General features: G+C 71.3%; 21 protein-coding genes. 12 read left to right on the forward strand and 9 right to left on the reverse strand.

The features are described 5' to 3' along the window. Positions 1 to 150: 150 nt before the first annotated feature. Positions 151 to 1590 carry a gamma-aminobutyraldehyde dehydrogenase gene (locus ACZ4U1_RS26555; RefSeq protein WP_467906546.1) on the forward strand — a complete coding sequence of 480 codons (1440 nt, stop codon included), beginning with the start codon at positions 151 to 153 and terminating at the stop codon, positions 1588 to 1590. A gap of 99 nt (positions 1591 to 1689) precedes the next feature. Beyond that, positions 1690 to 2883: an ABC transporter substrate-binding protein gene (locus ACZ4U1_RS26560; protein ID WP_467906547.1), complete on the forward strand. Its 1194-nt coding sequence runs from the start codon at positions 1690 to 1692 to the stop codon at positions 2881 to 2883. A 27-nt stretch (positions 2884 to 2910) separates the two neighbouring features. Here the strand turns inward: ACZ4U1_RS26560 and ACZ4U1_RS26565 are convergent, their stop codons facing one another. Genes ACZ4U1_RS26565 through ACZ4U1_RS26585 form a run of 5 tightly spaced genes read right to left on the reverse strand, consistent with a single transcriptional unit; the run spans position 2911 to position 8263 of the window. Then, positions 2911 to 3780 (reverse strand): carbohydrate ABC transporter permease, encoded by an 870-nt coding sequence (locus tag ACZ4U1_RS26565; protein WP_467906549.1) that lies wholly within the window; start codon positions 3778 to 3780, stop codon positions 2911 to 2913. After that, entirely contained in the window at positions 3777 to 4742 is a 966-nt protein-coding gene (locus ACZ4U1_RS26570) for a carbohydrate ABC transporter permease (protein ID WP_467906551.1), read from the reverse strand. Before ACZ4U1_RS26570 ends, ACZ4U1_RS26565 begins: the two co-directional genes overlap by 4 nt. Beyond that, the gene (locus ACZ4U1_RS26575; RefSeq protein ID WP_467906553.1) at positions 4736 to 6070 is read right to left on the reverse strand and encodes an ABC transporter substrate-binding protein; all 1335 of its coding nucleotides are present in this window, start codon (positions 6068 to 6070) and stop codon (positions 4736 to 4738) included. Before ACZ4U1_RS26575 ends, ACZ4U1_RS26570 begins: the two co-directional genes overlap by 7 nt. Then, the gene (locus ACZ4U1_RS26580) at positions 6067 to 7047 is read right to left on the reverse strand and encodes a GNAT family N-acetyltransferase (protein ID WP_467906554.1); all 981 of its coding nucleotides are present in this window, start codon (positions 7045 to 7047) and stop codon (positions 6067 to 6069) included. The genes ACZ4U1_RS26575 and ACZ4U1_RS26580 overlap by 4 nt, the downstream gene beginning before the upstream one ends. 19 nt (positions 7048 to 7066) lie before the next feature. Then, positions 7067 to 8263: an exo-beta-N-acetylmuramidase NamZ family protein gene (locus tag ACZ4U1_RS26585; RefSeq protein ID WP_467906556.1), complete on the reverse strand. Its 1197-nt coding sequence runs from the start codon at positions 8261 to 8263 to the stop codon at positions 7067 to 7069. A 143-nt stretch (positions 8264 to 8406) separates the two neighbouring features. Here ACZ4U1_RS26585 and ACZ4U1_RS26590 point away from each other — a divergent pair, with 143 nt between their 5' ends. Further along, positions 8407 to 8940, forward strand: coding sequence for a hypothetical protein (locus tag ACZ4U1_RS26590; protein WP_467906558.1), 534 nt, complete (start codon positions 8407 to 8409; stop codon positions 8938 to 8940). Here the strand turns inward: ACZ4U1_RS26590 and ACZ4U1_RS26595 are convergent. The 3 genes from ACZ4U1_RS26595 to ACZ4U1_RS26605 form a co-directional block, all read right to left on the reverse strand. Continuing rightward, positions 8930 to 10069 carry a serine hydrolase domain-containing protein gene (locus ACZ4U1_RS26595; RefSeq protein WP_467906560.1) on the reverse strand — a complete coding sequence of 380 codons (1140 nt, stop codon included), beginning with the start codon at positions 10067 to 10069 and terminating at the stop codon, positions 8930 to 8932. The two genes, ACZ4U1_RS26590 and ACZ4U1_RS26595, sit on opposite strands and share 11 nt — an antisense overlap. Positions 10070 to 10342: 273 nt before the next feature. After that, positions 10343 to 11053, reverse strand: a complete 711-nt coding sequence (locus ACZ4U1_RS26600) for a glycerophosphodiester phosphodiesterase (RefSeq protein WP_467906561.1) — start codon at positions 11051 to 11053, stop codon at positions 10343 to 10345. A 19-nt stretch (positions 11054 to 11072) separates the two neighbouring features. Then, positions 11073 to 12251, reverse strand: a complete 1179-nt coding sequence (locus ACZ4U1_RS26605) for an adenosine deaminase (protein ID WP_467906687.1) — start codon at positions 12249 to 12251, stop codon at positions 11073 to 11075. Between the two features lie 18 nt (positions 12252 to 12269). Between ACZ4U1_RS26605 and ACZ4U1_RS26610 the strand changes: the two genes are divergently transcribed. Beyond that, a complete protein-coding gene (locus tag ACZ4U1_RS26610; RefSeq protein WP_467906563.1) occupies positions 12270 to 13052 on the forward strand; it encodes a DUF4190 domain-containing protein in 783 nt (260 codons plus the stop codon). A 26-nt stretch (positions 13053 to 13078) separates the two neighbouring features. Beyond that, positions 13079 to 14026, forward strand: a complete 948-nt coding sequence (locus ACZ4U1_RS26615; RefSeq protein WP_467906565.1) for a hypothetical protein — start codon at positions 13079 to 13081, stop codon at positions 14024 to 14026. 63 nt (positions 14027 to 14089) lie between these two features. Here ACZ4U1_RS26615 and ACZ4U1_RS26620 read toward each other — a convergent pair whose 3' ends face one another. After that, complete coding sequence (locus ACZ4U1_RS26620) at positions 14090 to 14653, reverse strand: NADAR family protein (protein WP_467906567.1); 564 nt, start codon at positions 14651 to 14653, stop codon at positions 14090 to 14092. A gap of 209 nt (positions 14654 to 14862) precedes the next feature. Between ACZ4U1_RS26620 and ACZ4U1_RS26625 the strand changes: the two genes are divergently transcribed. The 7 genes from ACZ4U1_RS26625 (at position 14863) to ACZ4U1_RS26655 (ending at position 22768) form a co-directional block, all read left to right on the forward strand. After that, complete coding sequence (locus ACZ4U1_RS26625; protein WP_467906569.1) at positions 14863 to 16398, forward strand: gamma-aminobutyraldehyde dehydrogenase; 1536 nt, start codon at positions 14863 to 14865, stop codon at positions 16396 to 16398. Between the two features lie 52 nt (positions 16399 to 16450). Beyond that, positions 16451 to 17698 (forward strand): polyamine ABC transporter substrate-binding protein, encoded by a 1248-nt coding sequence (locus tag ACZ4U1_RS26630; RefSeq protein ID WP_467906571.1) that lies wholly within the window; start codon positions 16451 to 16453, stop codon positions 17696 to 17698. Further along, complete coding sequence (locus tag ACZ4U1_RS26635; RefSeq protein WP_467906572.1) at positions 17695 to 18855, forward strand: ABC transporter ATP-binding protein; 1161 nt, start codon at positions 17695 to 17697, stop codon at positions 18853 to 18855. The genes ACZ4U1_RS26630 and ACZ4U1_RS26635 overlap by 4 nt, the downstream gene beginning before the upstream one ends. Beyond that, positions 18855 to 19784 (forward strand): ABC transporter permease, encoded by a 930-nt coding sequence (locus ACZ4U1_RS26640; RefSeq protein WP_467906573.1) that lies wholly within the window; start codon positions 18855 to 18857, stop codon positions 19782 to 19784. The genes ACZ4U1_RS26635 and ACZ4U1_RS26640 overlap by 1 nt, the downstream gene beginning before the upstream one ends. After that, a complete protein-coding gene (locus tag ACZ4U1_RS26645) occupies positions 19785 to 20585 on the forward strand; it encodes an ABC transporter permease (RefSeq protein WP_467906574.1) in 801 nt (266 codons plus the stop codon). Positions 20586 to 20620: 35 nt separating this feature from the next. Further along, positions 20621 to 22051, forward strand: a complete 1431-nt coding sequence (locus tag ACZ4U1_RS26650) for an NAD(P)/FAD-dependent oxidoreductase (protein WP_467906575.1) — start codon at positions 20621 to 20623, stop codon at positions 22049 to 22051. Positions 22052 to 22309: 258 nt separating this feature from the next. Continuing rightward, the gene (locus ACZ4U1_RS26655; RefSeq protein WP_467906576.1) at positions 22310 to 22768 is read left to right on the forward strand and encodes a hypothetical protein; all 459 of its coding nucleotides are present in this window, start codon (positions 22310 to 22312) and stop codon (positions 22766 to 22768) included. The last annotated feature ends 37 nt before the right edge of the window (positions 22769 to 22805 follow it).

Genomic DNA, 22805 nt, shown 5'->3' on the forward strand with positions numbered 1-22805 from the left:
AGGCCCGAGCGATGAAATTCGTTGTTTGTGAGACGCGACCTTGCGGATTTCGCAGATGTGACGGCGTCGGGGGTGTTGAAAACGTGGGTACGGCGACTAGGGTGGGTGTCTCAGAGATCGGACAGCTTGAACAAGATCAGGAGGCCGGCAGTGAGCACCGAGCTGCGTCGTCTGCGCAACTACATCGACGGTGAGTTCCGGGACGCCGCCGACGGACGGACCACCGAGGTGGTCAACCCCGCGACGGGCGAGGCGTACGCCACCGCGCCGCTGTCCGGGCAGGCGGACGTGGACGCCGCCATGGAGGCCGCCGCCCGCGCCTTCCCGGGCTGGCGCGACACCACGCCGGCCGAGCGGCAGAAGGCCCTCCTGAAGATCGCCGACGCCTTCGAGGAGCGCGCCGAGGACCTGATCGCGGCCGAGGTGGAGAACACCGGCAAGCCGGTCGGGCTCACCCGCTCCGAGGAGATCCCGCCGATGGTCGACCAGATCCGCTTCTTCGCGGGCGCGGCCCGGATGCTGGAGGGCCGCTCGGCCGGCGAGTACATGGACGGGATGACCTCGATCATCCGCCGTGAGCCGGTCGGCGTCTGCGCGCAGGTCGCCCCGTGGAACTACCCGATGATGATGGCCGTGTGGAAGTTCGCCCCGGCCATCGCCGCGGGCAACACGGTCGTCCTGAAGCCCTCGGACACCACCCCGGCCTCCACGGTCCTGATCGCCGACATCATCGGCTCGATCCTGCCCAAGGGCGTCTTCAACGTCATCTGCGGCGACCGTGAGACCGGCCGCATGATGGTCGAGCACGACACCCCGGCGATGGCCTCCATCACCGGCTCCGTGCGCGCCGGCATCTCCGTCGCCGAGTCCGCCTCCAAGGACGTCAAGCGGGTCCACCTGGAGCTGGGCGGCAAGGCGCCGGTCGTCGTCTTCGAGGACACCGACATCGCCAAGGCCGTGGAGGACATCTCCGTCGCGGGCTTCTTCAACGCCGGCCAGGACTGTACGGCCGCCACCCGCGTCCTCGTCCACGAGTCCATCCACGACGAGTTCGTGGCCGCGCTCGCCAAGGCCGCGGCCGAGACCAAGACCGGCCAGCCGGACGACGAGGACGTCCTCTTCGGCCCGCTGAACAACCCCAACCAGCTCAAGCAGGTCGCCGGATTCATCGAGCGCCTCCCCGCCCACGCCAAGGTCGAGGCGGGCGGCCAGCAGGTCGGCGACAAGGGCTACTTCTACGCCCCCACCGTCGTCTCCGGCCTGAAGCAGGACGACGAGATCATCCAGAACGAGGTCTTCGGCCCGGTCATCACCGTCCAGTCCTTCACCGACGAGGACCAGGCCGTCGAGTACGCCAACGGCGTGGAGTACGCCCTGGCCTCCTCCGTGTGGACCAAGGACCACGCCCGCGCGATGCGCATGTCCAAGAAGCTCGACTTCGGCTGCGTATGGATCAACACGCACATCCCGCTGGTCGCGGAGATGCCGCACGGCGGCTTCAAGAAGTCCGGCTACGGCAAGGACCTGTCGGCGTACGGCTTCGAGGACTACACGCGGATCAAGCACGTGATGACGTCGCTGGACGGCTGACACGTCCTCAGCGCTGATCGACAGGGTGTCAGGCAGACGCGGCCTCGCTCGACGCAGCGTCGATTGATCGCCTGAACGGCGGGACGGCATGCTTTCGGGGTGTCACAGACTTCTTCTCGTACACCCCCGCCGTCCCGCCGTTCCCTGCTGCGCGCCCTCGGCGGCACCGCCGCGCTCGGTGCCCTGGCCGGATGCGGGGTGCCCGCCGCCTACGTCCGGCCCGGCGACCGGGCCGTGGCCGACGAGTCCGCGGCCGACAAGAGGCTGACCTGGGCGAACTGGCCGCTGTACATCGACACCGACGACGACAACCCCGACCAGCGGCCCACGCTGCGCGCGTTCGAGAAGCGCACCGGGATCTCCGTGGACTACGTCGAGGAGATCAACGACAACGACGAGTTCTTCGGCAAGATCAGCCCCGCGCTGATGAACCACCAGTCCACCGGCCGCGACCTGATCGTCATCAGCGACTGGATGTGCGCCCGGTACGTCCGGCTCGGCTGGGTGCAGGAGATGGACCGCGACCGCCAGCCGAACGTGGCGCACCACCTCGACCCGCTGCTCCGCTCGCCCGCCTTCGACCAGGGCCGCCGCTTCACCGTGCCGTGGCAGTCCGGCATCACCGGCATCGCCTACAACCACCGCGAGCTCGGCCGTGAGATACGCGCCGTCTCCGACCTGTGGGCGAAGGACCTCAAGGGCCGTGTGACCCTGCTGTCCGGCCTGGACGAGTCGTTCGCGCTGCTCATGCAGGGCAACGGCGTGGACATCACCCGGTGGACCGCCGACGACTTCCACCGCGTGTGCGACCAGGTGGAGCGGGAGGTCCACCGCGGCCATATCCGCCGCTTCACCGGCAACGACTACACCAAGGACCTGGTCAGCGGGGACGTGCTGGCCTGCCAGGCGTACTCCGGCGACGTCATCCAGCTCCAGGCGGACAACCCCGACATCCGCTTCGTCGTGCCCGAGGAGGGCGCCGAGCTGTGGTCGGACTCCCTGATGATCCCCGACCGGGCCCGCCACAAGGCCAACGCCGAGCGGCTGGTCGACCACTACTACGACCCCGAGGTCGCCGCGCGGCTCGCCGCGTGGGTGAACTACGTCTGCCCGGTACCGGCCGCCCGGGACGTCCTCGCCGCCGCCGGGGACGAGGAGACCGCGGCCCTCGCCGACAACCCCCTGATCTTCCCCGACGACACGATGCGCGAACGGCTCGCCGTCGCCCGGGACATCACCTCCACGGAACGGACGGAGTTCGCCCGGCGCTGGAACAGGATCGCGGGTCTTTGACCCCCCCTTCCGGGACCTTCTTCCGGTTCACTTGAGGCCGCTGAGCATCACACCGCGGATGTAGTGCTTCTGCAGCAGCAGGAAGAGGACCAGGACCGGCAGGACGCTCAGGACCAGGCCGGCCATGACGATCGGCATCGTGCGGGCCGGGTCGACGTGGTCCTGCAAAAGCTGGATGCCGACGGGCAGCGTCATCACGTCCGGGTTGGCGGTCGAGACCAGCAGCGCCCAGATGTACTCGTTCCAGGCGTCCACGAAGGTCAGCAGTCCGAGCGTCACCACGACCGGCCTGGTCTGCGGCACCACGATCCGCCACCACACGGCGAACTCCCCGGCCCCGTCGATGCGCGCGGCCTCCAGGACCTCGTCCGGGATCGCGACCATGAACTGGCGCATCAGGAAGATCCCGAACCCGTTGACGAGGAACGGCATCGCGAGCGCCACGATGCTGACGGTCAGACCCGCACCGCCCCGCCCGAACAGGTCGTTGCCGCCCGCCAGCGGCCAGTGCACCATGATCAGGAAGCGGGGGACGAAGAAGAGGAACGGCGGGAACATCATCGTCGCCAGCACCAGGCGGAAGACCAGGTCCCGGCCGGGGAAGCGCAGTTTGGCGAGTGCGTAGCCGGCGAGCGACGACGTGAGCAGCACCGATCCGGTGATGACCGTGGTGGCGACGACACTGTTGCGGAAGAGCACCGGCAGGTCCAACTGGTCGATCGCCGCCCGGTAGTTGGACAGGTCGAACGCCTTCGGCAGGAAACGGTACGGCAGCGTGCCGGCCTCACCGGGCCCCTTGAAGGACGTCATCACCATGTCGAGGAACGGCACCACCGTGAGCACGGCGCCGGTGACGACCACCAGGTACGACAGCCACGGGAAACGGCGTCCGGTCACGCGTCCTCCCCTTTGTGCCGGAAGATCCACAACTGGATCAGGGTGACGGCGAGGACCACCAGGAACAGCACGAAGGCGGCGGCGCCGGCGGTGCCCCAGTCGCCGTAGCCGAAGGCCTGCCGGTACATCTCCAGCGCGGCGACGTCGGTCGCGTCGCCCGGCCCGCCCTTGGTCATCACGATGATCAGCGCGAACGACTGCAGGCCGGTGAGGAACTGGGTGACGCACACGAACAGCAGGGACGGCCGCAGCAGCGGCAGCGTGATCCTCCAGAACACGGTGACCGGCCCGGCCCCGTCGAGCGCGGCGGCCTCGTAGTACGACTCGGGTACGGACTTCAGCCCGGCGGTCAGGACGAGGATCGCCGAGCCCAGCGAGGCCCAGGCCTGGACGACCACGACCGACGGCAGCGCGGTGTGAGGATCCTGGAGGAACGCCACCGAGCCGAGCCCGAGGGCGTTGAGGACGCCGTTGACCAGGCCGCCCGGTTCGTACATGTACTTCCACACGTTGCCGACGGCGACAACGGTGGTGACGATCGGCAGGAAGTACAGGGTGCGCCACAGCCCCTGCCAGCGCAGCTTGTCGATGCAGGTGGCGACGAGCACGGAGCCGGCGAGTGCGAGGGCCACGGTGCCGAGGGCGAACAGCAGGGTGTTGGTCAGGACCGGCGCCAGGAACGTCGAGCCGTCCGCGAAGAGCCCGGCGAAGTTGTCCAGGCCGGCCGGATCGATGTCCGCGAGGTCGAAGCCGGCCCAGCGGGACAGCGACAGCAGCAGCGCGAAGCCGAGCGGCAGTACCAGGAAGACCGCGAAGAACAGCAGCGTCGGCGCGAGGAAGAGATAGGCGACGACGGCCTGGCGGCGCCGGCGCCGGGTCCGCTCGCGGCCGTCTCCGGCGGGACCGGCGGACCGGGGGCCGGGCGCCCGCTCGGTCGGCTCCGGCGCCAGGGTGTTCACCATGAGCGCGCCACCTCCTGATCGACCTGGCGGCGGATGGTGCGCAGGGCCTCGGTGACCGACTGCTGACCGGTCCACAGCGCCTCGATGTTCTTGCGCAGCAGCGACTTGGCCGCTTGCGCGCCCGGCCCGTTGGGCTCCGGCACCGCGTACCCCAGCGCGTCCAGGAACGGGCGCAGGTTCGGGTCGCCGCCCGTACCCAGCAGCGCCCGCATGTCGTCGGCGCGGGCGGTCAGGGAGCCGGCGGACACCTGCAGGGCACTCATCCGGGTCACCGTGGCGCCCTTCTTCCCGCGCACCCGCTCGGTGTTGAGCCAGCGCAGGAACTCCCATGCCTCGCGCGGATGTTCACTGGCCGTGTTGACCCCGAGCATGAAGCCGGTGGAGAGCGTGGCGCGCGCGTCGCCGGCCCGGGGGACGGGCACGGGCGCGACACCGACGTCCCGGTAGGCCCCGCCCATCACGGCCCGCAGGCTCCCGGTCCACCAGCCGGCACTGATCACCATGGCCACCCGCCCGGACGCGAACGCCTGGTAGACGTTGACGCCGGGATCACTCGCCCCCTCCACGACGAGGCGCCGCTCCAGACCGAACACGGCCCGGCCGGCGGGGGAGTCGAGGGCGGTGCTCCTGCCGTCGGCGGTGACGAACCTCCCGCCCGCCGCGTTGAGCAGGGCGAGAGTCTGGCCGACGGTGGTGGAGTCGTCGTACACCGACAGACCGAACCCCTGGACCAGCGTGTTGCCGTACCGGTCCCGCCGGGTGGTGCGGTACGCCGTGTCCTCCAGCTCCCGCCAGGTGCGCGGCGGGCCGTCGACACCGGCCGCGCGCAGCAGCCGCTTGTTGTAGTAGAGGGCGTACGTCTGCACCTCGGTGGGGTAGCCGTAGACCGTGCCGTCCACCGACGCGGCGCCTACGGCCGCCTCGCCGTAGCCGCGCCGGATCTCCTCGGCGTGCTCGGGCGGGGCGGGCCGCAGGACGCCGGCCCGTACGAGCTGGCCGTTCCACAGGCAGTACGGGTGGACGATGTCGGCGCCCTGCCCGGCGGCCTGCCGGACCATGAACGTGGTCAGCAGGTCCGTGAACTCCACGGCCAGCGTCCGTACCTTGACCCGCTCGTGCGTGGCGTTCCACTCGTCCACCGGGCCCTGCAGGGCCTCCCGGAGCACCCCGCTCGCGTAGTGCGAGAGCAGGGTGAGCACGATCGGATCCCCGGGCCGGCCGGTGCCCCGGTGCGGCGCGGCGCAGCCGGAGACGAGCAGGGCCGAGGGGAGCGCGAGCGCGAAGTGACGACGGCTCAGGCCCCCGGTGCCGCGGGGGGACGGTGTCATCGGGCGGCCTCCCGGCGCAGCACGCGGAAGACCCGGGTCGTGCGGAAACCCGCCGCGCGGTACAGGTGGCCCGCCGGGGACCGCTCGCCGGTCCACAGGAACCACGCGGAGTGCGCGCCGCGCGCCCGCATCCGTTCCAGGACCAGGTGCAGCAGGACCTTGCCGAGCCCGGTGCCGCGCATCTCCTCCAGCACCCCGAACGGCCCGAACCGCTCGTCCGCCGACTCGTACGCGCCGTGCATCGCCCAGCCGACCAGGCGGCCCGCGGGGTCCCGGACGACCACGATCCGGTCGAGCGGGGTGCCCGCGGCCAGGCACCCCCGGATCGCCCGCGCCCAGTCGGCGTTGAAGTGGTTCCCGGCGAGCGCGACCAGATCCACCAGGTCGTCGTCGGACGGGGTGGCGAACCGGTAGCCCCGCGCCGTCAGTTCCGCGGCGCGGCGCGCGACCTCGTCCGGGAGGCGATAGCCGACCAGGCCGCGGTCCATCGCCGCCGCCTCGTACAGCGTGCGGAACCCCAGGGAGCCGAGGAGCCCGGCCGCCTCGGGGTACGCCTCGGCGTCCAGGCCGGGGAGGACGTAGTGCGGGGTGTACGAGGAGAAGTCCACCCGGGTGCGGCCGTGGCCGTGCAGCCAGTCGAGGGCCTCGGTCAGCAGCCGGCGGCCGAGGCCGCGCCCGCGGGCGGCCGGGTCCACGAAGAAGAACGGGATCCAGCCCTGCTCCGGCTCCAGGTCGGTTCCGGCCAGCGGGGTCAGCCGGCGCACCGCGTAGGCGGCACCGACGACCCGGTCCCCGTCGACGGCCACCCGCAGCCCCTGCGGATCGAAGTTGGCGTCGAGCAGCACCAGGGAGCGGAAGCGGTCCGGGGTGATGGGGTCGGCCGGTGCGCTCCGGCGCCACGCCTCCACCAGCCGCGGGCCGTCACCGACGCGGAAGCCACGGATGCCGGCCCGGGGCGGGGTCGTACGAGTGGTCATCGGCGGGTCGTCTCCGGTCTCAGGCGTAGAGCAGCACGTCGTCGCCGGCCCACCGGGCGGGCGGTGCCGGCGGATCACACAGCGGCAGCGGGTCCTCGCCCGCGTCCACGGCGCGCCGCAGCCGGTCGGACCCCCACAGCAGGTCGATGAAGTACCGCCGGCCGGCCCCCGGCACGCCGCCGTTCGCGGAGTGCCAGGCGAAGTCGTCGGGGTACAGCCGCCGTACGGTGGCGAGCATCAGGGCGGCGGTGCGTACGGGAGCGAATGCCTCGCGGTCGGTGATGTGCAGCTGCACCCCGCGCAGTGGCCGTCCGGCGTGTTTGTGGAAGGTCGGTACGTACCACAGGTCTCGGAAGTGCACTCCGGGCAGACCGAGTTCGGCGAGCGCGGGTACGAACCGGGCGTCGAGGTACGGGGCGCCGACGATCTCGAAGGGCTGGGTGGTGCCGCGGCCCTCCGAGAGGTTGGTCCCCTCGAACAGGCAGGTGCCGGGGTAGACACGGGCGGTGGCCGGCGTCGGGATGTTCGGCGAGGGCGCGACCCAGGGCAGCCCCGTGGCCTCCGCGTCCATGTCCCGCCGCCAGCCGGTCATCTCGATCACCGTCAGGTCGGCGGCGCGGCCGGCCGCTTCGGGCACGGCGGAGGCGTTGAGCTGCCGGGCGAGTTCGCCGCAGGTGAGGCCGTGCCGGACGGGCAGCGGGGCGCGCCCGACGAAGCTGGCCCACGCGGCCTCGAGCAGCGGGCCCTCACTGACGAGTCCGCCGACGGGGTTCGGCCGGTCGGCGACGACGAACCGTACGCCCGTACGGGCCGCCGAGACCATCAGGTCGAACATCGTCCAGACGTAGGTGTAGAACCTGGCCCCGATGTCCTGGAGGTCGTACACGAGGGCGTCGACGCCGCTGTCGGCCAGCAGTCTGCCGAGGCGTTCGCCCTCGCACCGGTAGGTGTCGTGGACCGGCAGGCCGGTGGCGGGGTCCGTCCGGGCGGCCTCGCTCTCGCCGGCCTGGCCGCTTCCGTGCAGCCCGTGCTCGGGACCGAACAGGGCGACCAGCCGTACGCCGGCGTCGAGCAGCGCGGGCGCGGCCGGGCGCAGGTCGGGGAGGACACCGGTGTGGTTGGTCACCAGCCCCAGCCGGCCGGGGCCGGCGAGTGCCGGCGACGCGTGCAGCCGTGCGATCCCGGTCGTCACCGTGACGCGGTCGTCCGTGCCCATGCCTTGCCCCCGTCTGCCGGTGAGCCCTCGAAGCGGTGGGCGGAAATTTACGCGTATGTCCGAGAATTGTGAAATGACTCACCGGAAGTCCGCACCGGGAAAGGGGTTTTGAACATGTTCAACTCCAGGCGTACGCTCCTGCCATGAGCGACAGAGCCGCCCTGCTCAAGGGCATCCGCGTCTGGCTGGCCCTCTTCGTCGTGTGCCTCGTCCTGAGCGGGGCCACCGCCTTTCCGCTGGTGCACGAACTGCACTGGACCGAGAGCGCGTTGCGCGCGCTGTCCGTGCCGGAGCACCTGCCCGGGATGATGGCGTGGATCACCCGGGTGCGGGACGGCCTGGACACCGTCGACACCGAGTACCCCTTCGTCCTGTACGGCACCGACTGGCTGGCCTTCGCCCACCTCGTCATCGCGGTCGCGTTCTACGGCCCGTACCGCGACCCCGTCCGCAACATCTGGGTGGTCGAGTTCGGCATGATCGCCTGCGCCGGGGTCATCCCGCTCGCCCTCGTCTGCGGACCCGTCCGCGGCATCCCGTTCTGGTGGAGCGTCATCGACATGTCGTTCGGGGTGTTCGGGGTCGTCCCGCTGTACGTCGTACGGAAGAAGATCAAGCGGCTGGAGGCGCTCGGCACACCGTCCGCGCCCCCGGCCGCCGTCACCGTCAGCGGTTGAACGCCGGGAACCCGAAGCGCTGGGCGGCGGCCTGCTGGCCGTCGCCCTTGGCGTCCGTGGAGTTCACCGAGTAGACCAGGGTGCGGGACAGGTCCCGGGTCGCGGCGATCACCGCGGTGTACCCCGGCCGCGAGCCGGTCTTGCCCCAGATCACCTTGCCGTTCACCTCGATCCGCTCCAGCGCCGCGCCGTACCGGGCCCCGGGCACGTCCGGCAGCGTGAACATCTCCTTCAGCTGCGGCTCGGGCACCACCCGGCCGCGGAACAGCCCCACCAGCAGCCGCTCCAGGTCGGCGGTCGTGGAGATCAGGTCGCCGGCCGCGAACCGGTCGGTCATGTTCCAGTCGGTCACGTCGACCAGCCTGCCGTCGATCCAGTCGTAGCCCCGGTTGTGCGGCCCGTGGATCCGGGGGTCCCCGCCGACGGGGAAGGAGCTGTGCCGCATGCCGAGCGGCCGGAAGATCCGCACCGCGGCCTGGTGCGCGTACGAGTCGCCGGTCACCTTCTCGATGAGCATGCCCAGCACGGTGTAGTGGATGTTGCCGTAGGTCTGCTGGGTGCCCGGCGCGTACGCCGGACCCTGCGCCACGGCGTCCGCCACGACCTGTCGGGGCGTCAGCGTCTCGAAGCGGTGCGGGTAACCCTCCTCCACGGTGTCGCCGAGGGACGAACCCGGGCGCAGACCGCTGGTGTAGTTCAGCAGCTGCCGTACGGTGATCGGGTCGAAGTCCTCGGTGAGCAGGCCCGGCAGATACCGCTGCACGGTGCCGTCCAGGTCGATCCGCCCCTCCGCGGCCAGTTGCAGCACGAGCGAGGCCGTCACGACCTTCGTCACCGAACCGGCCCGGAACCGCCCGTTCGCCAGCGCCGGCGCCCCGCTCCGCACGTCCCGCACCCCGGCCGTCCCGTGCCAGCTGCCGTCACCGCCGACGCGCAGCAGCGCGGCGGTGGCATCGTGATCGGGCAGCCCGGCGATCGCGGCGGAGAGGGCCTCGGCGTCCGGGCCGGTGGTGGCGGGGGCTGACGCCGGGGGCGCGGGCGCGGCGAACGCGGGCACGGCCAGCGGGCCGGCGGCCAACGCGGTGACGAGGGCGGCGGCCAGGAGGGTGGAGCGGCGGTTCGGGCGCATGCGCGGGACTCCTTGAGGAGAGGGCGGATCGGGCATCCGGAGAAGGTGCGTGATCAGCTTGCGGCGCCGGGTACGGAACGCGGATCCTCACCGAGGAGGGGGTGCGACCCTGGTGCGGTCCGGATCAACCGGCCGCGAGGGTCGGGGAGTTGTCGGGGATGGCCCCTACGGGTGGGGGAGGCGGCGCCGAAGAACACGCCCGCGCCGGCAACACCGCCTCACCGCTGCACAACGGCGGGACCTGAGATGGCCTGGAACCAGGGCGTCGACCTCTCAGTAATCCCGGGTGCAGTCCTCCTGGGCCGCGGTGCGCAGGGCGTGCAGGACGTCGATCCGGTTCGTGGTGATCGAGTCGACGCCCAGATCCAGCAGGCGGCTCATGGAGCGGCGGGTGTCCGGGGTCCACACCGACAGCAGGCAGCCGTCGTGGTGGACGCGGGCCGCCAGCTCCCGGCTCACCAGGGAGAAGCGGTAGTTGAGCCAGCGCGGGCGGATGGCGGCCAGCACCGCGGGCCGGGGCGGGGCCAGGGTCGTCCAGGTCAGGGCGATCTCGGCGGCCGGGTCGGCGGCGCGGACGGCGAGCACCGCCTCGGCGTGCGCGGAGTAGTAGACGCGGTCCCGGGCGCCGCTCTGCCGGACCACGTCCAGGGTCCGCTCGACCGTACGGCGGCCGACCGGCCCGCACAGGTCCACCATCACCCCGCTGTCACCGGTCGCGGCCAGCGCCTCCGCGAGCGTCGGCACCCCGCCCGCCGTGAGCCCGCGCAGCTCCTCGGCGGACAGCGCGGCCAGCGGCCGGCCGACCTCCCACAGCCGTTGCAGCGTCTCGTCGTGCAGCAGCACGGGGACGCCGTCACGGGTGAGCCGTACGTCGACCTCGACGGCGTCCGCGCCCTGGTCGAGCGCGGAACGCAGTGAGTCGACGGTGTTCTCGCGGAAGCGGTAGGGGTCGCCGCGGTGGGCCACGGCGGTCACGGTCTGCATGGCCCCATTGTGGTGGGCGTCAGGAGCCGAGCCAGGCCGAGGTGTAGGAATCGATCTCGGCGGCGATCCGCGCCTTGCCCTCCGCGTCCAGGAAGGAGGCTTCCACGGCGTTCTTCGCCAGACCGGCCAGGCCCCGCTCGTCCAGGTCCAGGAGCCGGGCGGCCACCGCGTACTCGTTGTTCAGGTCGGTGCCGAACATCGGCGGGTCGTCGGAGTTGACCGTGACGAGCACCCCGGCCCGGGCGAACTCCTTGATCGGGTGCTCCTCCAGGGTGCGGACCGCGCGGGTGGCGATGTTGGAGGTCGGGCACACCTCCAGCGGGATGCGATGCTCGGCGAGGTGGGCGAGCAGCTTCGGGTCCTGCGCGGAGCTGGTGCCGTGCCCGATCCGCTCCGCGCCCAGCTCGGTCAGCGCGTCCCACACCGTCTGCGGGCCGGTGGTCTCCCCGGCGTGCGGGACGGAGCGCAGCCCGGCGGCGACGGCCCGGTCGAAGTAGGGCTTGAACTGCGGCCGGGGCACGCCGATCTCCGGCCCGCCGAGCCCGAACGACACCAGGCCCTCCGGGCGGATCCGGTCGTCGGTGGCCAGCCGCGTCGTCTCCTCGGCCGCCTCCAGACCGGCCTCGCCGGGGATGTCGAAGCACCAGCGCAGTACGGTCCCGAACTCGGCCTCGGCCGCCTTCCGGGCGTCCTCGATCGCGTCCATGAAGCCCCGCTCGTCGATCCCGCGCCGGGTGGAGGAGAAGGGGGTGATGGTCAGCTCGGCGTACCGCACCTGCTGGCGGGCCATGTCGCGGGCCACCTCGTAGGTGAGCAGCCGGACGTCCTCCGGGGTGCGGATGAGGTCCACGACCGACAGGTACACCTCGACGAAGTGCGCGAAGTCGGTGAACGTGAAGTAGTCGACCAGGGCCTCGGGGTCGGTGGGGACCTTGGAGTCGGGGTGGCGGGCGGCCAGTTCCGAGACGATGCGGGGGGAGGCGGAGCCGACGTGGTGGACGTGCAGTTCGGCCTTGGGCAGCCCGGCGATGAAGACACGCAGATCGCGGTCGGCGGTGCCGGTGGCGGGTGCGGAGCTGTCGGTCAAGGGGTCCTCCCCGGGGTGATCGGCTGATCGGTCGCGCGGCGTCCGCGCGGCATCATCGTAGGCCCCGGGCCACGGCCTCCCCTCCGGCCCGTAGCATGGCGGGACGTCCAGCGAGGGGGTTCTTTCACCATGTCCGACGACGTGCCGCAGTCCACGCCGCGGGAGCAGCCCGCCGCGACCCCCCAGGTCTCCCTGGACAAGCAACCGGCACCGGCACCGGTCTCCGTCCACGACCAGCAGACGCTGACCTCCCTGCCGACGGCCCCGCCCGCACCCGCCGACGCCGGCCCCGCACCCTGGGCCAGCCCGGCCCACGGACACGCACCCGCGTCGCCGTCCCCGGCACCGCAGCCGAACCCCTTCGCGCCTCCGGCCGCCACGCCGCAGCCGAACCCCTTCGCACCCCCGGCCGCCACGCCGCAGCCGAACCCCTTCGCGCCCCCGGCCGCCACGCCTCCGGCGAACCCCTTCGCACCCCCCGCCGCCCCGCACGGCGGAGCGGAACCGGTGCCCCCGCCGCCCATCGCCCCCGGCGGCCCCGGCCAGGTGCCGTACGGCTACCCGGGCCCCACGCCCGGCTACGGCTACCCGGGCCCGCAGCAGGCCCCGTACGGCGCCCCCTACCCCGCCGGAGGCGGCTACGCCTGGCCCGGCATGCAGCCGCTCCCGAGCAACGGCATGGGCACCGCCTCCCTGGTGCTCGGCATCATCTCGGCGGTCGGCTTCGTCATGTGGCCGATCGCCCTGGTGCTGGGCGTCCTGGCCCTGATCTTCGGCGGGATCGGCCGGGGCAGGGCCCGCCGCGGCGAGGCGACGAACCCGGGCGTGGCCCTGGCCGGCATCATCTGCGGCGCCGCGGGGATCGTCCTGGTCCTGGGCCTGTTCGCCCTGCTCATCGCCACGCGCGGCTGACCGCCCCCGGCATGTGTCGTCCCGGCATGCGGCGCACGGACCTCACGCGTGACGACGGCACGTGGGCGGGCCTGTCCCTGGAGGTGCGGTCCCGTCGGCAACCCGGCCTGTGCCTGTTCAGCGCGGAACGGCGGCTGCTCCTGGCCCAGGAGTCGCGGCCCGTGCTCCTCGCGGCCGTCGAGCGGGACCAGTGCGGAGTGGACTTCTGGCGCACCGACGCCTATCGCCCGCCCGTCCCGCCGCTGCGTGCGCGGACGGCACGGGCTCTGGCCGGCGACCCGGCCCGCTGGGCCCACCGCCTCGTGTCCCACCTGCTCGACGCACCGGGCGGCCCGCTCCACGACGGCCGCTGGCTGATCTCGCCCGACAGCCGGCTGCTGCGCTGGAACCACGGTGGTCGGCCGCAGGCCGAGTACTGGCAGGAGATGCTCGTCCAGGGCCACCCCGACGGATACATCGACTGGTTCGTCCACTCCGGCTCGTGGGAGATCCTCCCGCTGCGCCCGGTGCCCGACGCGAGCGACGGCCGGGTCAAGGCCTACCGCAAGCAGGCCCGTGACGGAACGCTCCCGCCCGTCCTGTTGTGGTGGGTCAGCGGCCTGGACTGCCATCTGGTCCTGGACGGTCACGCACGGCTGGCCGCGGCGATCGCCGAGTCGACCGCACCGCCGCTGCTGCACCTGCACCGCACCGCCCCGAGCGACGAGGTGGCCGCGGGCACCGCTCGGGCGGTGCACCGCTACGAGACCGAACTGGCCCGCTACACGGAGCTGCGCGCCCGTTATGGCACCGCGGTCCCCGATGGTGCCGCGATCGAGGGGCCGTCCCTCGCCCGCCGGCTCCACGAGCTGCACACGACGGAACGGCCCACGTGGGCCTGGCCGCTGCCCGGCGGGGGAGGCGAGTGGCAGCGCGTCGCGCGGGAAGTGACCGGCGCGCACGAGTGGCCCGAAGACGGCCCGCCTGCGGACTGACGGCACACCGGTCCCGGTGTGAGGGCGCACCGGCCCCCGGCGTGACGGCAGAGCCCCGCAGCGCTACGCCCCCGCGCCCGCCAGCCGTTCCCGCGCCTCCATCAGGGCGAAGCCCAGCAGGTTCAGCCCCCGCCAGCGCTCCGGGTCGGAGGCCGCCTCGTCGTCCGCGGCCAGGCCGATGCCCCATATCCGGTCCAGCGGGCTCGCCTCCACCAGCACCCGCTCCCCGGTGTTCCGCAGGAAGAGCCCGAGGTCGTCATGGGCGGCGAACTTGTGCACGCTGCCCTCGACCACCAGCCGGAAGCGTTCCCGCCGCCAGGTCTCCTCGTCGAAGTCCCGGACCAGCCGCCCGGCCTTCTTCGCCGCCGCCGGATGCTTCGCGGCCAGCACCCGGCGCTCCGCCTCCGCGTCGCCGAACAGCCGCGCCTTGCCCGCCATCATCCAGTGCTCGGCCGTCGCGTACTCCACGCCGTCCACCACGAACGGGGCCGGCCACCACTGGCTGAGACAGCTCGCGCCGACCCGGCCGTCCGGCCGCGGCCGGTGCCCCCAGAAGTGCAGATACCTGATCCGGGACCCTGCCCGGACCTCCCTGATCAGGGCGTCCACCCCGTCGATCTTCCCCATGCACGCGAGTCTGGCACGCACCACGGACACTCCGTCCGCCCTTTTCCACGCCGACTCGACACCTGGTCGACAGATTCCGTCGCGTAACCAAAAGGCAACAACGGAATCACTTGTTGGAGTGCCATGGCTCTGTCAGGATCGGCACTCAAATCGAGCTGGAGCTACGCCACCCACCCCCCGGGACGGGGCGTACGGCGGAGGAGAGCGACATGCACAACCCGGGCACCGCCACCCCGGAACGATTCCCCGCACAGGACCGCTTCGCGGACGGCGCGCAGTTCGTCGCGGGCCGCCTCACCCAAGGCACCTCGGGCCGCCACCACGCCGTGGTGGACCCCGCGACCGGCGCCGAGGTGTACACGTACGAGCTGGCCGGCACCGACGACGTCGACGCGGCCGTCGCCGCCGCGCGCGCCGCCTTCCCCGGCTGGGCCGCCGCCACCCCGGGCGAGCGCTCGGACGCCCTGAACCGGTTCGCCGCCGTGCTCGCCGACCGCGCCGAGGACCTCGCCCGCGCGGAGTCCCTCCAGTGCGGCAAGCCGCTCAAGCTCACCCGCGAGTTCGACGTGCCGGGGACCATCGACAACACCGCGTTCTTCGCGGGCGCCGCCCGGCAGCTGCAGGGCCAGTCCGCCGGTGAGTACTCCGGCGACCACACGTCGTACATCCGCCGTGAACCCATCGGCGTCGTCGGGTCCATCGCGCCCTGGAACTACCCGCTCCAGATGGCTGCCTGGAAGATCCTCCCGGCGATCGCCGCGGGCAACACGATCGTCCTGAAGCCCGCCGAGCTGACCCCGCTGACCTCGCTGCTGTTCGCCCAGGCCGCCACGGACGCGGGCCTCCCGGACGGCGTGATCAACATCGTCACCGGGACCGGGAAGGAGGCGGGCGAGCACCTGGTCGGGCACCCGGACGTGGCCATGACCTCCTTCACCGGGTCCACCGCCGTCGGCAAGCGCGTCGCGGAGGTCGCCACCGCCACCGTCAAGCGGCTCCACCTGGAGCTGGGCGGCAAGGCGCCCTTCGTCGTCTTCGACGACGCCGACCTGGAGGCCGCCGTGCACGGCGCGGTCGCGGGCGCGCTCATCAACACCGGGCAGGACTGCACGGCCGCCACGCGCGCGTACGTGCAGCGCCCGCTGTACGAGGCGTTCGTGGAGCGGACCGCCGCCCTGATGGAGACCGTCCGGCTCGGCGACCCCTTCGCGCCCGGCACCGACCTCGGGCCGCTGATCTCGCACGTCCAGCGCGACCGGGTCGCCGCCTTCGTGGACCGCGCGCGGGGCTACGCGCGCGTGGTGACCGGCGGCGAGGCCCCGCAGGGCGAGCTGAAGGACGGCGCCTACTACCGGCCCACGCTGATCGCCGACGCGGCCCAGGACAGCGAGATCGTCCAGTCGGAGATCTTCGGCCCCGTGCTGGTCGTGCTTCCGTTCGACGACGATGATGAGGGGATCCGGCTGGCCAACGACACCCCGTACGGCCTCGCCGCCTCGGCGTGGAGCAGCAACGTCTACCGCGCGAACCGGGCCACCCGCGAGATCAAGGCGGGCTGCGTCTGGGTCAACGACCACATTCCGATCATCAGCGAGATGCCGCACGGCGGCTACAAGGCCTCCGGCTTCGGCAAGGACATGTCGGCGTACTCCTTCGAGGAATACACGCAGGTCAAGCACGTAATGTTCGACAACACGGCGGTGGCCAGGAAGGACTGGCACCGCACGATCTTCGGGGACCGCTAGAGACCGACCAGGCCACGACCAGGCCGATCCCTCCCGAAAGGGCACCACGCGCATGGAGCAGTACGAGCCCGACCGTCTGACCCCGCCCCAAGTGGCCGCCATGCGGCGCAGCCTCCGCAACGGCAGGGCCGCGCTGACCCGCCGGTCGCTGCTGCGGGCCTCCGCGGGCGGCGCGCTCGCGGCCGGCGGCCTCGGGGCGCTGAGCGGCTGCGGGATCCCCGCGGCGGGCAAGAGCCAGGGCGGCACCTCCGCCCAGGACCACTCGGCCCGGGAGAAGGTCGTGAACTTCTCCAACTGGACCGAGTACATCGACGTCGACGACAGCGGCAAGCACCACCCCACCCTGGAGACCTTCCGCAGGCGGACCGGGATCACGGTCGACTACACCGAGGACATCAACGACAACAACGAGTTCTTCGGCAAGATCAAGCCGCAGCTCGCCGCGGGCCAGGACACCGGCCGGGACATCATCGTCCTCACCGACTGGCTGGCCGCCCGGCTGATCCGCCTCGGCTGGGTGCAGAAGCTCGACCCGTCGAACCTCCCGCACGCGTACACCAACCTCTCGGCCCAGTTCCGCAACCCCGACTGGGACCCCGGGCGGGCGTACTCCTACCCCTGGCAGGGCATCTCGACCGTGATCGCCTACAACAAGAAGGCGCTCGACGGCATCGAGGTGAAGTCGGTCTCCGACCTGCTCGACAATCCCAGGCTCAAGGGGCGCGTCGGCTTCCTGTCGGAGATGCGGGACTCCATCGGCATGACCCTGCTCGACATGGGCAAGGACCCGGCGAAGTTCACCGACGACGACTACGACGCCGCGATCGCCCGCCTCCAGAAGGCCGTCGACAAGGGCCAGATCCGCCGCTTCACCGGCAACGACTACACCTCCGACCTGACCAAGGGCGACTTCGCGGCCTGCATCGCCTGGGCCGGTGACGTGGTCCAGCTCAAGGCGGACAGCCCGGACGTCGACTTCGTCATCCCGGACAGCGGCTACATGACGTCGACCGACAACATGTGCGTCCCGAACAAGGCCCGGCACAAGACGAACGCCGAGCGGCTCATGGACTTCTTCTACGAGCCCGAGCAGGCCGCCGCGCTCGCCGCCTACATCAACTACGTGACGCCGGTCGACGGCGTGAAGCCGTACCTTGCGAAGATCGACAAGGACGCCGCGGACAACCCGCTGATCGTCCCCGACAAGGCCATGCAGGCGAAGTCCCATGCCTTCCGCTCCCTGAGCCAGAAGGAAGAGACGGCCTACGAAGGAAAGTTCGCGAAGCTCACAGGGGCGTGACGACGATGAAGACGACACCAGACAACAGCGGCGACGTCCGCCTCTCCGGCATCTCCAAGACCTACGGCTCCTTCACCGCCGTACACCCGCTCGACCTGACCGTGCCCGAGGGCTCCTTCTTCGCCCTGCTCGGCGCCTCCGGCTGCGGCAAGACCACCACCCTGCGCATGATCGCCGGCCTGGAGGAGCCCACGACCGGCACGGTCCGGCTCGGCGACCAGGACGTCACCCACCTGCCGCCGTACAAACGGCCGGTCAACACGGTCTTCCAGTCCTACGCCCTCTTCCCGCACCTCGACATCTTCGAGAACGTCGCCTTCGGTCTGCGCCGGCGCGGCATCAAGAGCGTGAAGAAGCAGGTGGAGGACATGCTGGAGCTGGTCCAGCTGGGCGAGCAGGCACGCAAGAAGCCGCACCAGCTCTCCGGCGGCCAGCAGCAGCGGGTCGCCGTGGCCCGCGCGCTGATCAACCACCCGAAGGTGCTCCTGCTCGACGAGCCGCTCGGTGCCCTCGACCTCAAGCTGCGCCGCCAGATGCAGCTGGAGCTGAAGCGCATCCAGACCGAGGTCGGCATCACCTTCATCCACGTCACGCACGACCAGGAGGAGGCCATGACCATGGCCGACACGGTCGCCGTGATGAACGGCGGCCGGGTCGAGCAGCTCGGCTCGCCGGCCGACCTGTACGAGAACCCGCAGAGCACCTTCGTCGCGAACTTCCTCGGCACCTCCAACCTCATCGAGGCCGAGGTCGACACCAAGAACGGCGACGACATCGTGCTCAGGGCGGGCACCGGCAAGCTGGTGCTGCCCGAGGCGCGATGTTCCGCCCCGACGACGGCCGGCGGCAAGGTGCTGGTCGGCATCCGCCCGGAGAAGATCTCGCTCACGCACGCCGACGACGCGGGGGAGATCCCGCAGGGCCGCAACCGCCTCACCGGCAAGATCGCCGACGCGAGTTTCATCGGTGTCTCCACGCAGTACGTCATCGACAGCCCCGTCTGCGACGAGCTGGCGGTGTACGTCCAGAACGTCGAGCGGGACGGCCGGCTCGTCCCCGGCGCCGACGTGGTCCTGCACTGGAGCCCGGCGCACACGTTCGGCCTGGACGCCGCCCAGGACATCGACGCGGGCACCGAGGAAGAGGTCGCCGCCTGATGTCCACGCTCTCCGAGGCGCCACCGCCCCTCGCCCCCGCCGAACCCGCGAAGAAGCCCCCGCGCAAGCGCGGCCGGTTCACCCCGTACTGGCTGCTGCTGCCCGGCATCCTCTGGCTGGTCGTCTTCTTCGCGCTGCCGATGATCTACCAGGCCTCCACCTCCGTGCAGCAGGGCTCCCTGGAGGAGGGCTACAAGGTCACCTGGCACTTCGCGACCTACTGGGACGCGCTCGCCGAGTACTGGCCGCAGTTCCTGCGGTCCGTCCTCTACGCCGCCGCCGCGACCGTGCTGTGCCTGCTGCTCGGCTATCCGCTGGCCTACCTGATCGCCTTCCGCGCCGGCCGCTGGCGCAACCTGATCATGATCCTGGTGATCGCGCCGTTCTTCACCAGCTTCCTGATCCGGACCCTGGCCTGGAAGACGATCCTCGCGGACAACGGCGTGGTCGTGCAGACCCTCAACTCGCTGCACGTCCTGGACCTCACCAGCTGGATCGGCTGGACGGCCGGCGACCGCGTGCTGGCCACCCCGCTCGCGGTGGTGTGCGGTCTGACGTACAACTTCCTGCCGTTCATGATCCTGCCGCTGTACACCTCGCTGGAGCGGATCGACGGGCGGCTGCACGAGGCCGCCGGCGACCTGTACGCCAAGCCGTGGACCACCTTCCGCAAGGTCACCTTCCCGCTGTCCATGCCAGGCGTGGTCTCCGGGACGCTGCTGACCTTCATCCCGGCGGCCGGTGACTACGTCAACGCCGAACTCCTCGGCTCCACCGACACCCGCATGATCGGCAACGTCATCCAGACGCAGTTCCTGCGCATTCTGGACTATCCGACGGCCGCGGCCCTCTCGTTCATCCTCATGGCCGCGATCCTGGCCATGGTCACGCTCTACATCCGCCGGTCCGGGACGGAGGATCTGGTCTAAATGCCCTTCGTCAACTGGCTCAAGCGCCGTCTCGTCGTCATCGCGGGGCTGCTCACGCTCGCCTATCTCCTGCTGCCGAACGTCGTCGTCACGGTGTTCTCCTTCAACAAACCGAAGGGGCGCTTCAACTACGAATGGCAGCAGTTCTCCACGGACGCCTGGAAGGACCCGTGCGGCGTCGCCGACCTGTGCGGCTCGCTGTCCCTCAGCCTCCAGATCGCCGTGTGGGCCACGGTCGGCGCCACGATCCTCGGCACGATGATCTCCTTCGCGCTGGTCCGCTACCGCTTCCGCGCGCGCGGCGCCGTGAACTCGCTGATCTTCCTGCCGATGGCGATGCCCGAGGTCGTCATGGCCGCCTCGCTGCTCACCCTGTTCCTCAACATGGGCGCCCAGCTCGGCTTCTGGACGATCCTGATCGCCCACATCATGTTCTGCCTGAGCTTCGTCGTCACCGCGGTCAAGGCGCGCGTGATGTCGATGGACCCGCGCCTCGAGGAGGCCGCCCGGGACCTGTACGCCGGTCCCGTGCAGACCTTCCTGCGGGTCACCCTGCCCATCGCGGCACCCGGAATCGCCGCGGGCGCGCTGCTGTCGTTCGCGCTCTCCTTCGACGATTTCATCATCACCAACTTCAACGCCGGTTCGACCGTCACGTTCCCCATGTTCGTGTGGGGTTCGGCGCAGCGCGGAACGCCCGTGCAGATCAACGTCATCGGTACGGCCATGTTCCTCGTCGCCGTGCTCTTCGTGCTGACGTCGATGGTCATCGGCAATCGCCGGAACAAGCAAAAGGCGTAGGCCTTTCACGCAGTCCTCTGTAGGGAGTTGAAATCATGGCCCCAAGCGCCATGAGCCGTGGCAAAGACAACTGGATCGCCTCTCTCTCCGAAGCCCAGCCGGTCCCGTACTGGCTGGAAGACCCCGGCAAGCCACCCGCCGAGCCCGCCCTCACCTCCGCCGAGACCTGTGACCTGCTCGTCGTCGGCGGCGGCTACAGCGGGCTGTGGACCGCGCTCAACGCCAAGGAGCGCGACCCGCAGCGCGATGTGGTCCTGCTGGAAGGCCGCGAGGTGGGCTGGGCCGCCTCCGGCCGCAACGGCGGCTTCTGCGCCGCCTCCCTCACCCACGGCCTGCCCAACGGCCTCGCCCGCTGGCCCGACGAGATCCACAGACTGGAGGAGATGGGCCGGCGCAACCTCGACGAGATCGAGGCCGCGATCGCCCGGCACGGCATCGACTGCGACTTCGAGCGCACCGGCGAGATCGACGTCGCCACCGAGACCTACCAGGCCTGGGAACTGCGCGACTGGCACCGCGAACTGGAGGACAAGGGCCTCGCGGACGGCATCGAGTTCCTGGACGCCGACGCCGTCCGCGAGCAGGTGAACTCACCCACCTTCGAGGCCGGCCTGTGGGACCGCCGGGGCGTGGCCATGCTGCACCCGGCCAAGCTGGCCTGGGGCCTGAAGAAGGCCTGCCTGAAACTCGGGGTGCGGGTGTACGAGCACACCCCCGCCCTCACCCTGAAGAGTTACGGCGCCGGGATGGCCGTACGCACCCCGTACGGCGCCGTCCGCGCCCGCAGGGTCGCGCTCGGCACGAACATCTTCCCGAGCCTGCTGCGCCGCGTGCGGTCGTACACCGTCCCGGTCTACGACTACGCGCTGATGACCGAGCCGCTGAACGACGGCCAGCTGGCGGAGATCGGCTGGAAGAACCGGCAGGGACTGGGCGATTCGGCGAACCAGTTCCACTACTTCCGGCTGTCCGCCGACAACCGCATCCTGTGGGGCGGCTACGACGCGATCTACCCCTACGGTGGCCGCGTCCGCGCCGAGTACGACGACCGGCCCGAGACGTACGCCAAGCTCGCGGGCCACTTCTTCACCTGTTTCCCGCAGCTGGAGGGCGTCCGCTTCACCCACGCCTGGGGCGGCGCGATCGACACCTGCTCCCGCTTCTCGGCGTTCTTCGGCACCGCCCACCAGGGCCGCGTGGCCTACGCGGCGGGCTACACGGGCCTCGGCGTCGGCGCGACCCGGTTCGGCGCGGACGTGATGCTGGACCTGCTGGACGGGGAGCGCACCGAGCGGACCGAACTGGAGATGGTCCGCAAGAAGCCGCTGCCGTTCCCGCCGGAGCCGTTCGCCTGGACCGGCATCGCCCTCACCAAGTGGTCCCTGGCCCGCGCGGACGCCCACGGGGGCCGGCGGAACCTGTGGCTGCGCACGATGGACAAGCTGGGGCTGGGCTTCGACAGCTAGTCGAACCGGACGCACACGGGTACGGGCAGCCTGGGCGGCCAGTGCTGGGTCGTGCAGTCGTAGGCCTGCGCGTACCCGTTGTTCCCGCCGCCACAGGGGGAGGCGATGGTCGTCTCGACGTAGATCGCCCCGCCGGGGCTTCACCCGGGTGTGACCCGGATCGCTCGATCGGGTCGCCGAAACCCGCGTAATGCCCGCGGAGTGCCTCCCTCTCTTCTCCCGACGCGACCGTGTCGTACGAGAGAGGGAGGCTTTCTGATGACTGGGGCGAAGACGGCGGTCGAATGGCTGGCATCCGTCGCACCGGACCCCGAGGCCTGTCGCTGGGAGTGGGAGCGCAACCCCTTGGGGGTCGCCCTGCTGCCCGCCGGCAAGGCGTGGGACGTCCTGATCCTGCCGGGGCACCTCGGCTATCCGACCCTGGACGTGCTCACCCGTGTCCTCGACCAACTCGGTCCGGTGCTCGTGGACTTCGGCGACAACCGGGTCGGGTTCCTCGTGCCGCCGGGGACCGCGGCCCGCTGGCTCGGCACCGGTGTCCGTACCGCCGGGGCCGGCACCTGGATCGTCGTGCCGTATCCCGGCCGGGCGACCCGTGGGGTGCGCTGGCTGGTGCCGCCGGACGGGTCGGGCACGCTGACCGACCCGGCGCTGCTGGAGCTGGCGATGCACGAGGCGGCGGCCGGGCTGGCCGCGCGGAGGGATGAGGACGGGTAGCGCCCGGACACCTTGACAAGAGGATTGGTCTGGACCA

This window comes from Streptomyces sp. NPDC028928, assembly GCF_055564915.1.

Coding starts and splice junctions, on each gene's coding strand:
- ACZ4U1_RS26650 (WP_467906575.1), top strand. CDS start 20,621: ATGGCCCCAAGCGCCATGAGCCGTGGCAAAGACAACTGGATCGCCTCT.
- ACZ4U1_RS26575 (WP_467906553.1), bottom strand. CDS start 6,070: ATGACACCGTCCCCCCGCGGCACCGGGGGCCTGAGCCGTCGTCACTTC.
- ACZ4U1_RS26630 (WP_467906571.1), top strand. CDS start 16,451: ATGGAGCAGTACGAGCCCGACCGTCTGACCCCGCCCCAAGTGGCCGCC.
- ACZ4U1_RS26655 (WP_467906576.1), top strand. CDS start 22,310: ATGACTGGGGCGAAGACGGCGGTCGAATGGCTGGCATCCGTCGCACCG.
- ACZ4U1_RS26645 (WP_467906574.1), top strand. CDS start 19,785: ATGCCCTTCGTCAACTGGCTCAAGCGCCGTCTCGTCGTCATCGCGGGG.
- ACZ4U1_RS26585 (WP_467906556.1), bottom strand. CDS start 8,263: ATGGGCACGGACGACCGCGTCACGGTGACGACCGGGATCGCACGGCTG.
- ACZ4U1_RS26580 (WP_467906554.1), bottom strand. CDS start 7,047: ATGACCACTCGTACGACCCCGCCCCGGGCCGGCATCCGTGGCTTCCGC.
- ACZ4U1_RS26625 (WP_467906569.1), top strand. CDS start 14,863: ATGCACAACCCGGGCACCGCCACCCCGGAACGATTCCCCGCACAGGAC.
- ACZ4U1_RS26600 (WP_467906561.1), bottom strand. CDS start 11,053: ATGCAGACCGTGACCGCCGTGGCCCACCGCGGCGACCCCTACCGCTTC.
- ACZ4U1_RS26640 (WP_467906573.1), top strand. CDS start 18,855: ATGTCCACGCTCTCCGAGGCGCCACCGCCCCTCGCCCCCGCCGAACCC.
- ACZ4U1_RS26610 (WP_467906563.1), top strand. CDS start 12,270: ATGTCCGACGACGTGCCGCAGTCCACGCCGCGGGAGCAGCCCGCCGCG.
- ACZ4U1_RS26590 (WP_467906558.1), top strand. CDS start 8,407: ATGAGCGACAGAGCCGCCCTGCTCAAGGGCATCCGCGTCTGGCTGGCC.
- ACZ4U1_RS26570 (WP_467906551.1), bottom strand. CDS start 4,742: ATGGTGAACACCCTGGCGCCGGAGCCGACCGAGCGGGCGCCCGGCCCC.
- ACZ4U1_RS26595 (WP_467906560.1), bottom strand. CDS start 10,069: ATGCGCCCGAACCGCCGCTCCACCCTCCTGGCCGCCGCCCTCGTCACC.
- ACZ4U1_RS26615 (WP_467906565.1), top strand. CDS start 13,079: ATGCGGCGCACGGACCTCACGCGTGACGACGGCACGTGGGCGGGCCTG.
- ACZ4U1_RS26620 (WP_467906567.1), bottom strand. CDS start 14,653: ATGGGGAAGATCGACGGGGTGGACGCCCTGATCAGGGAGGTCCGGGCA.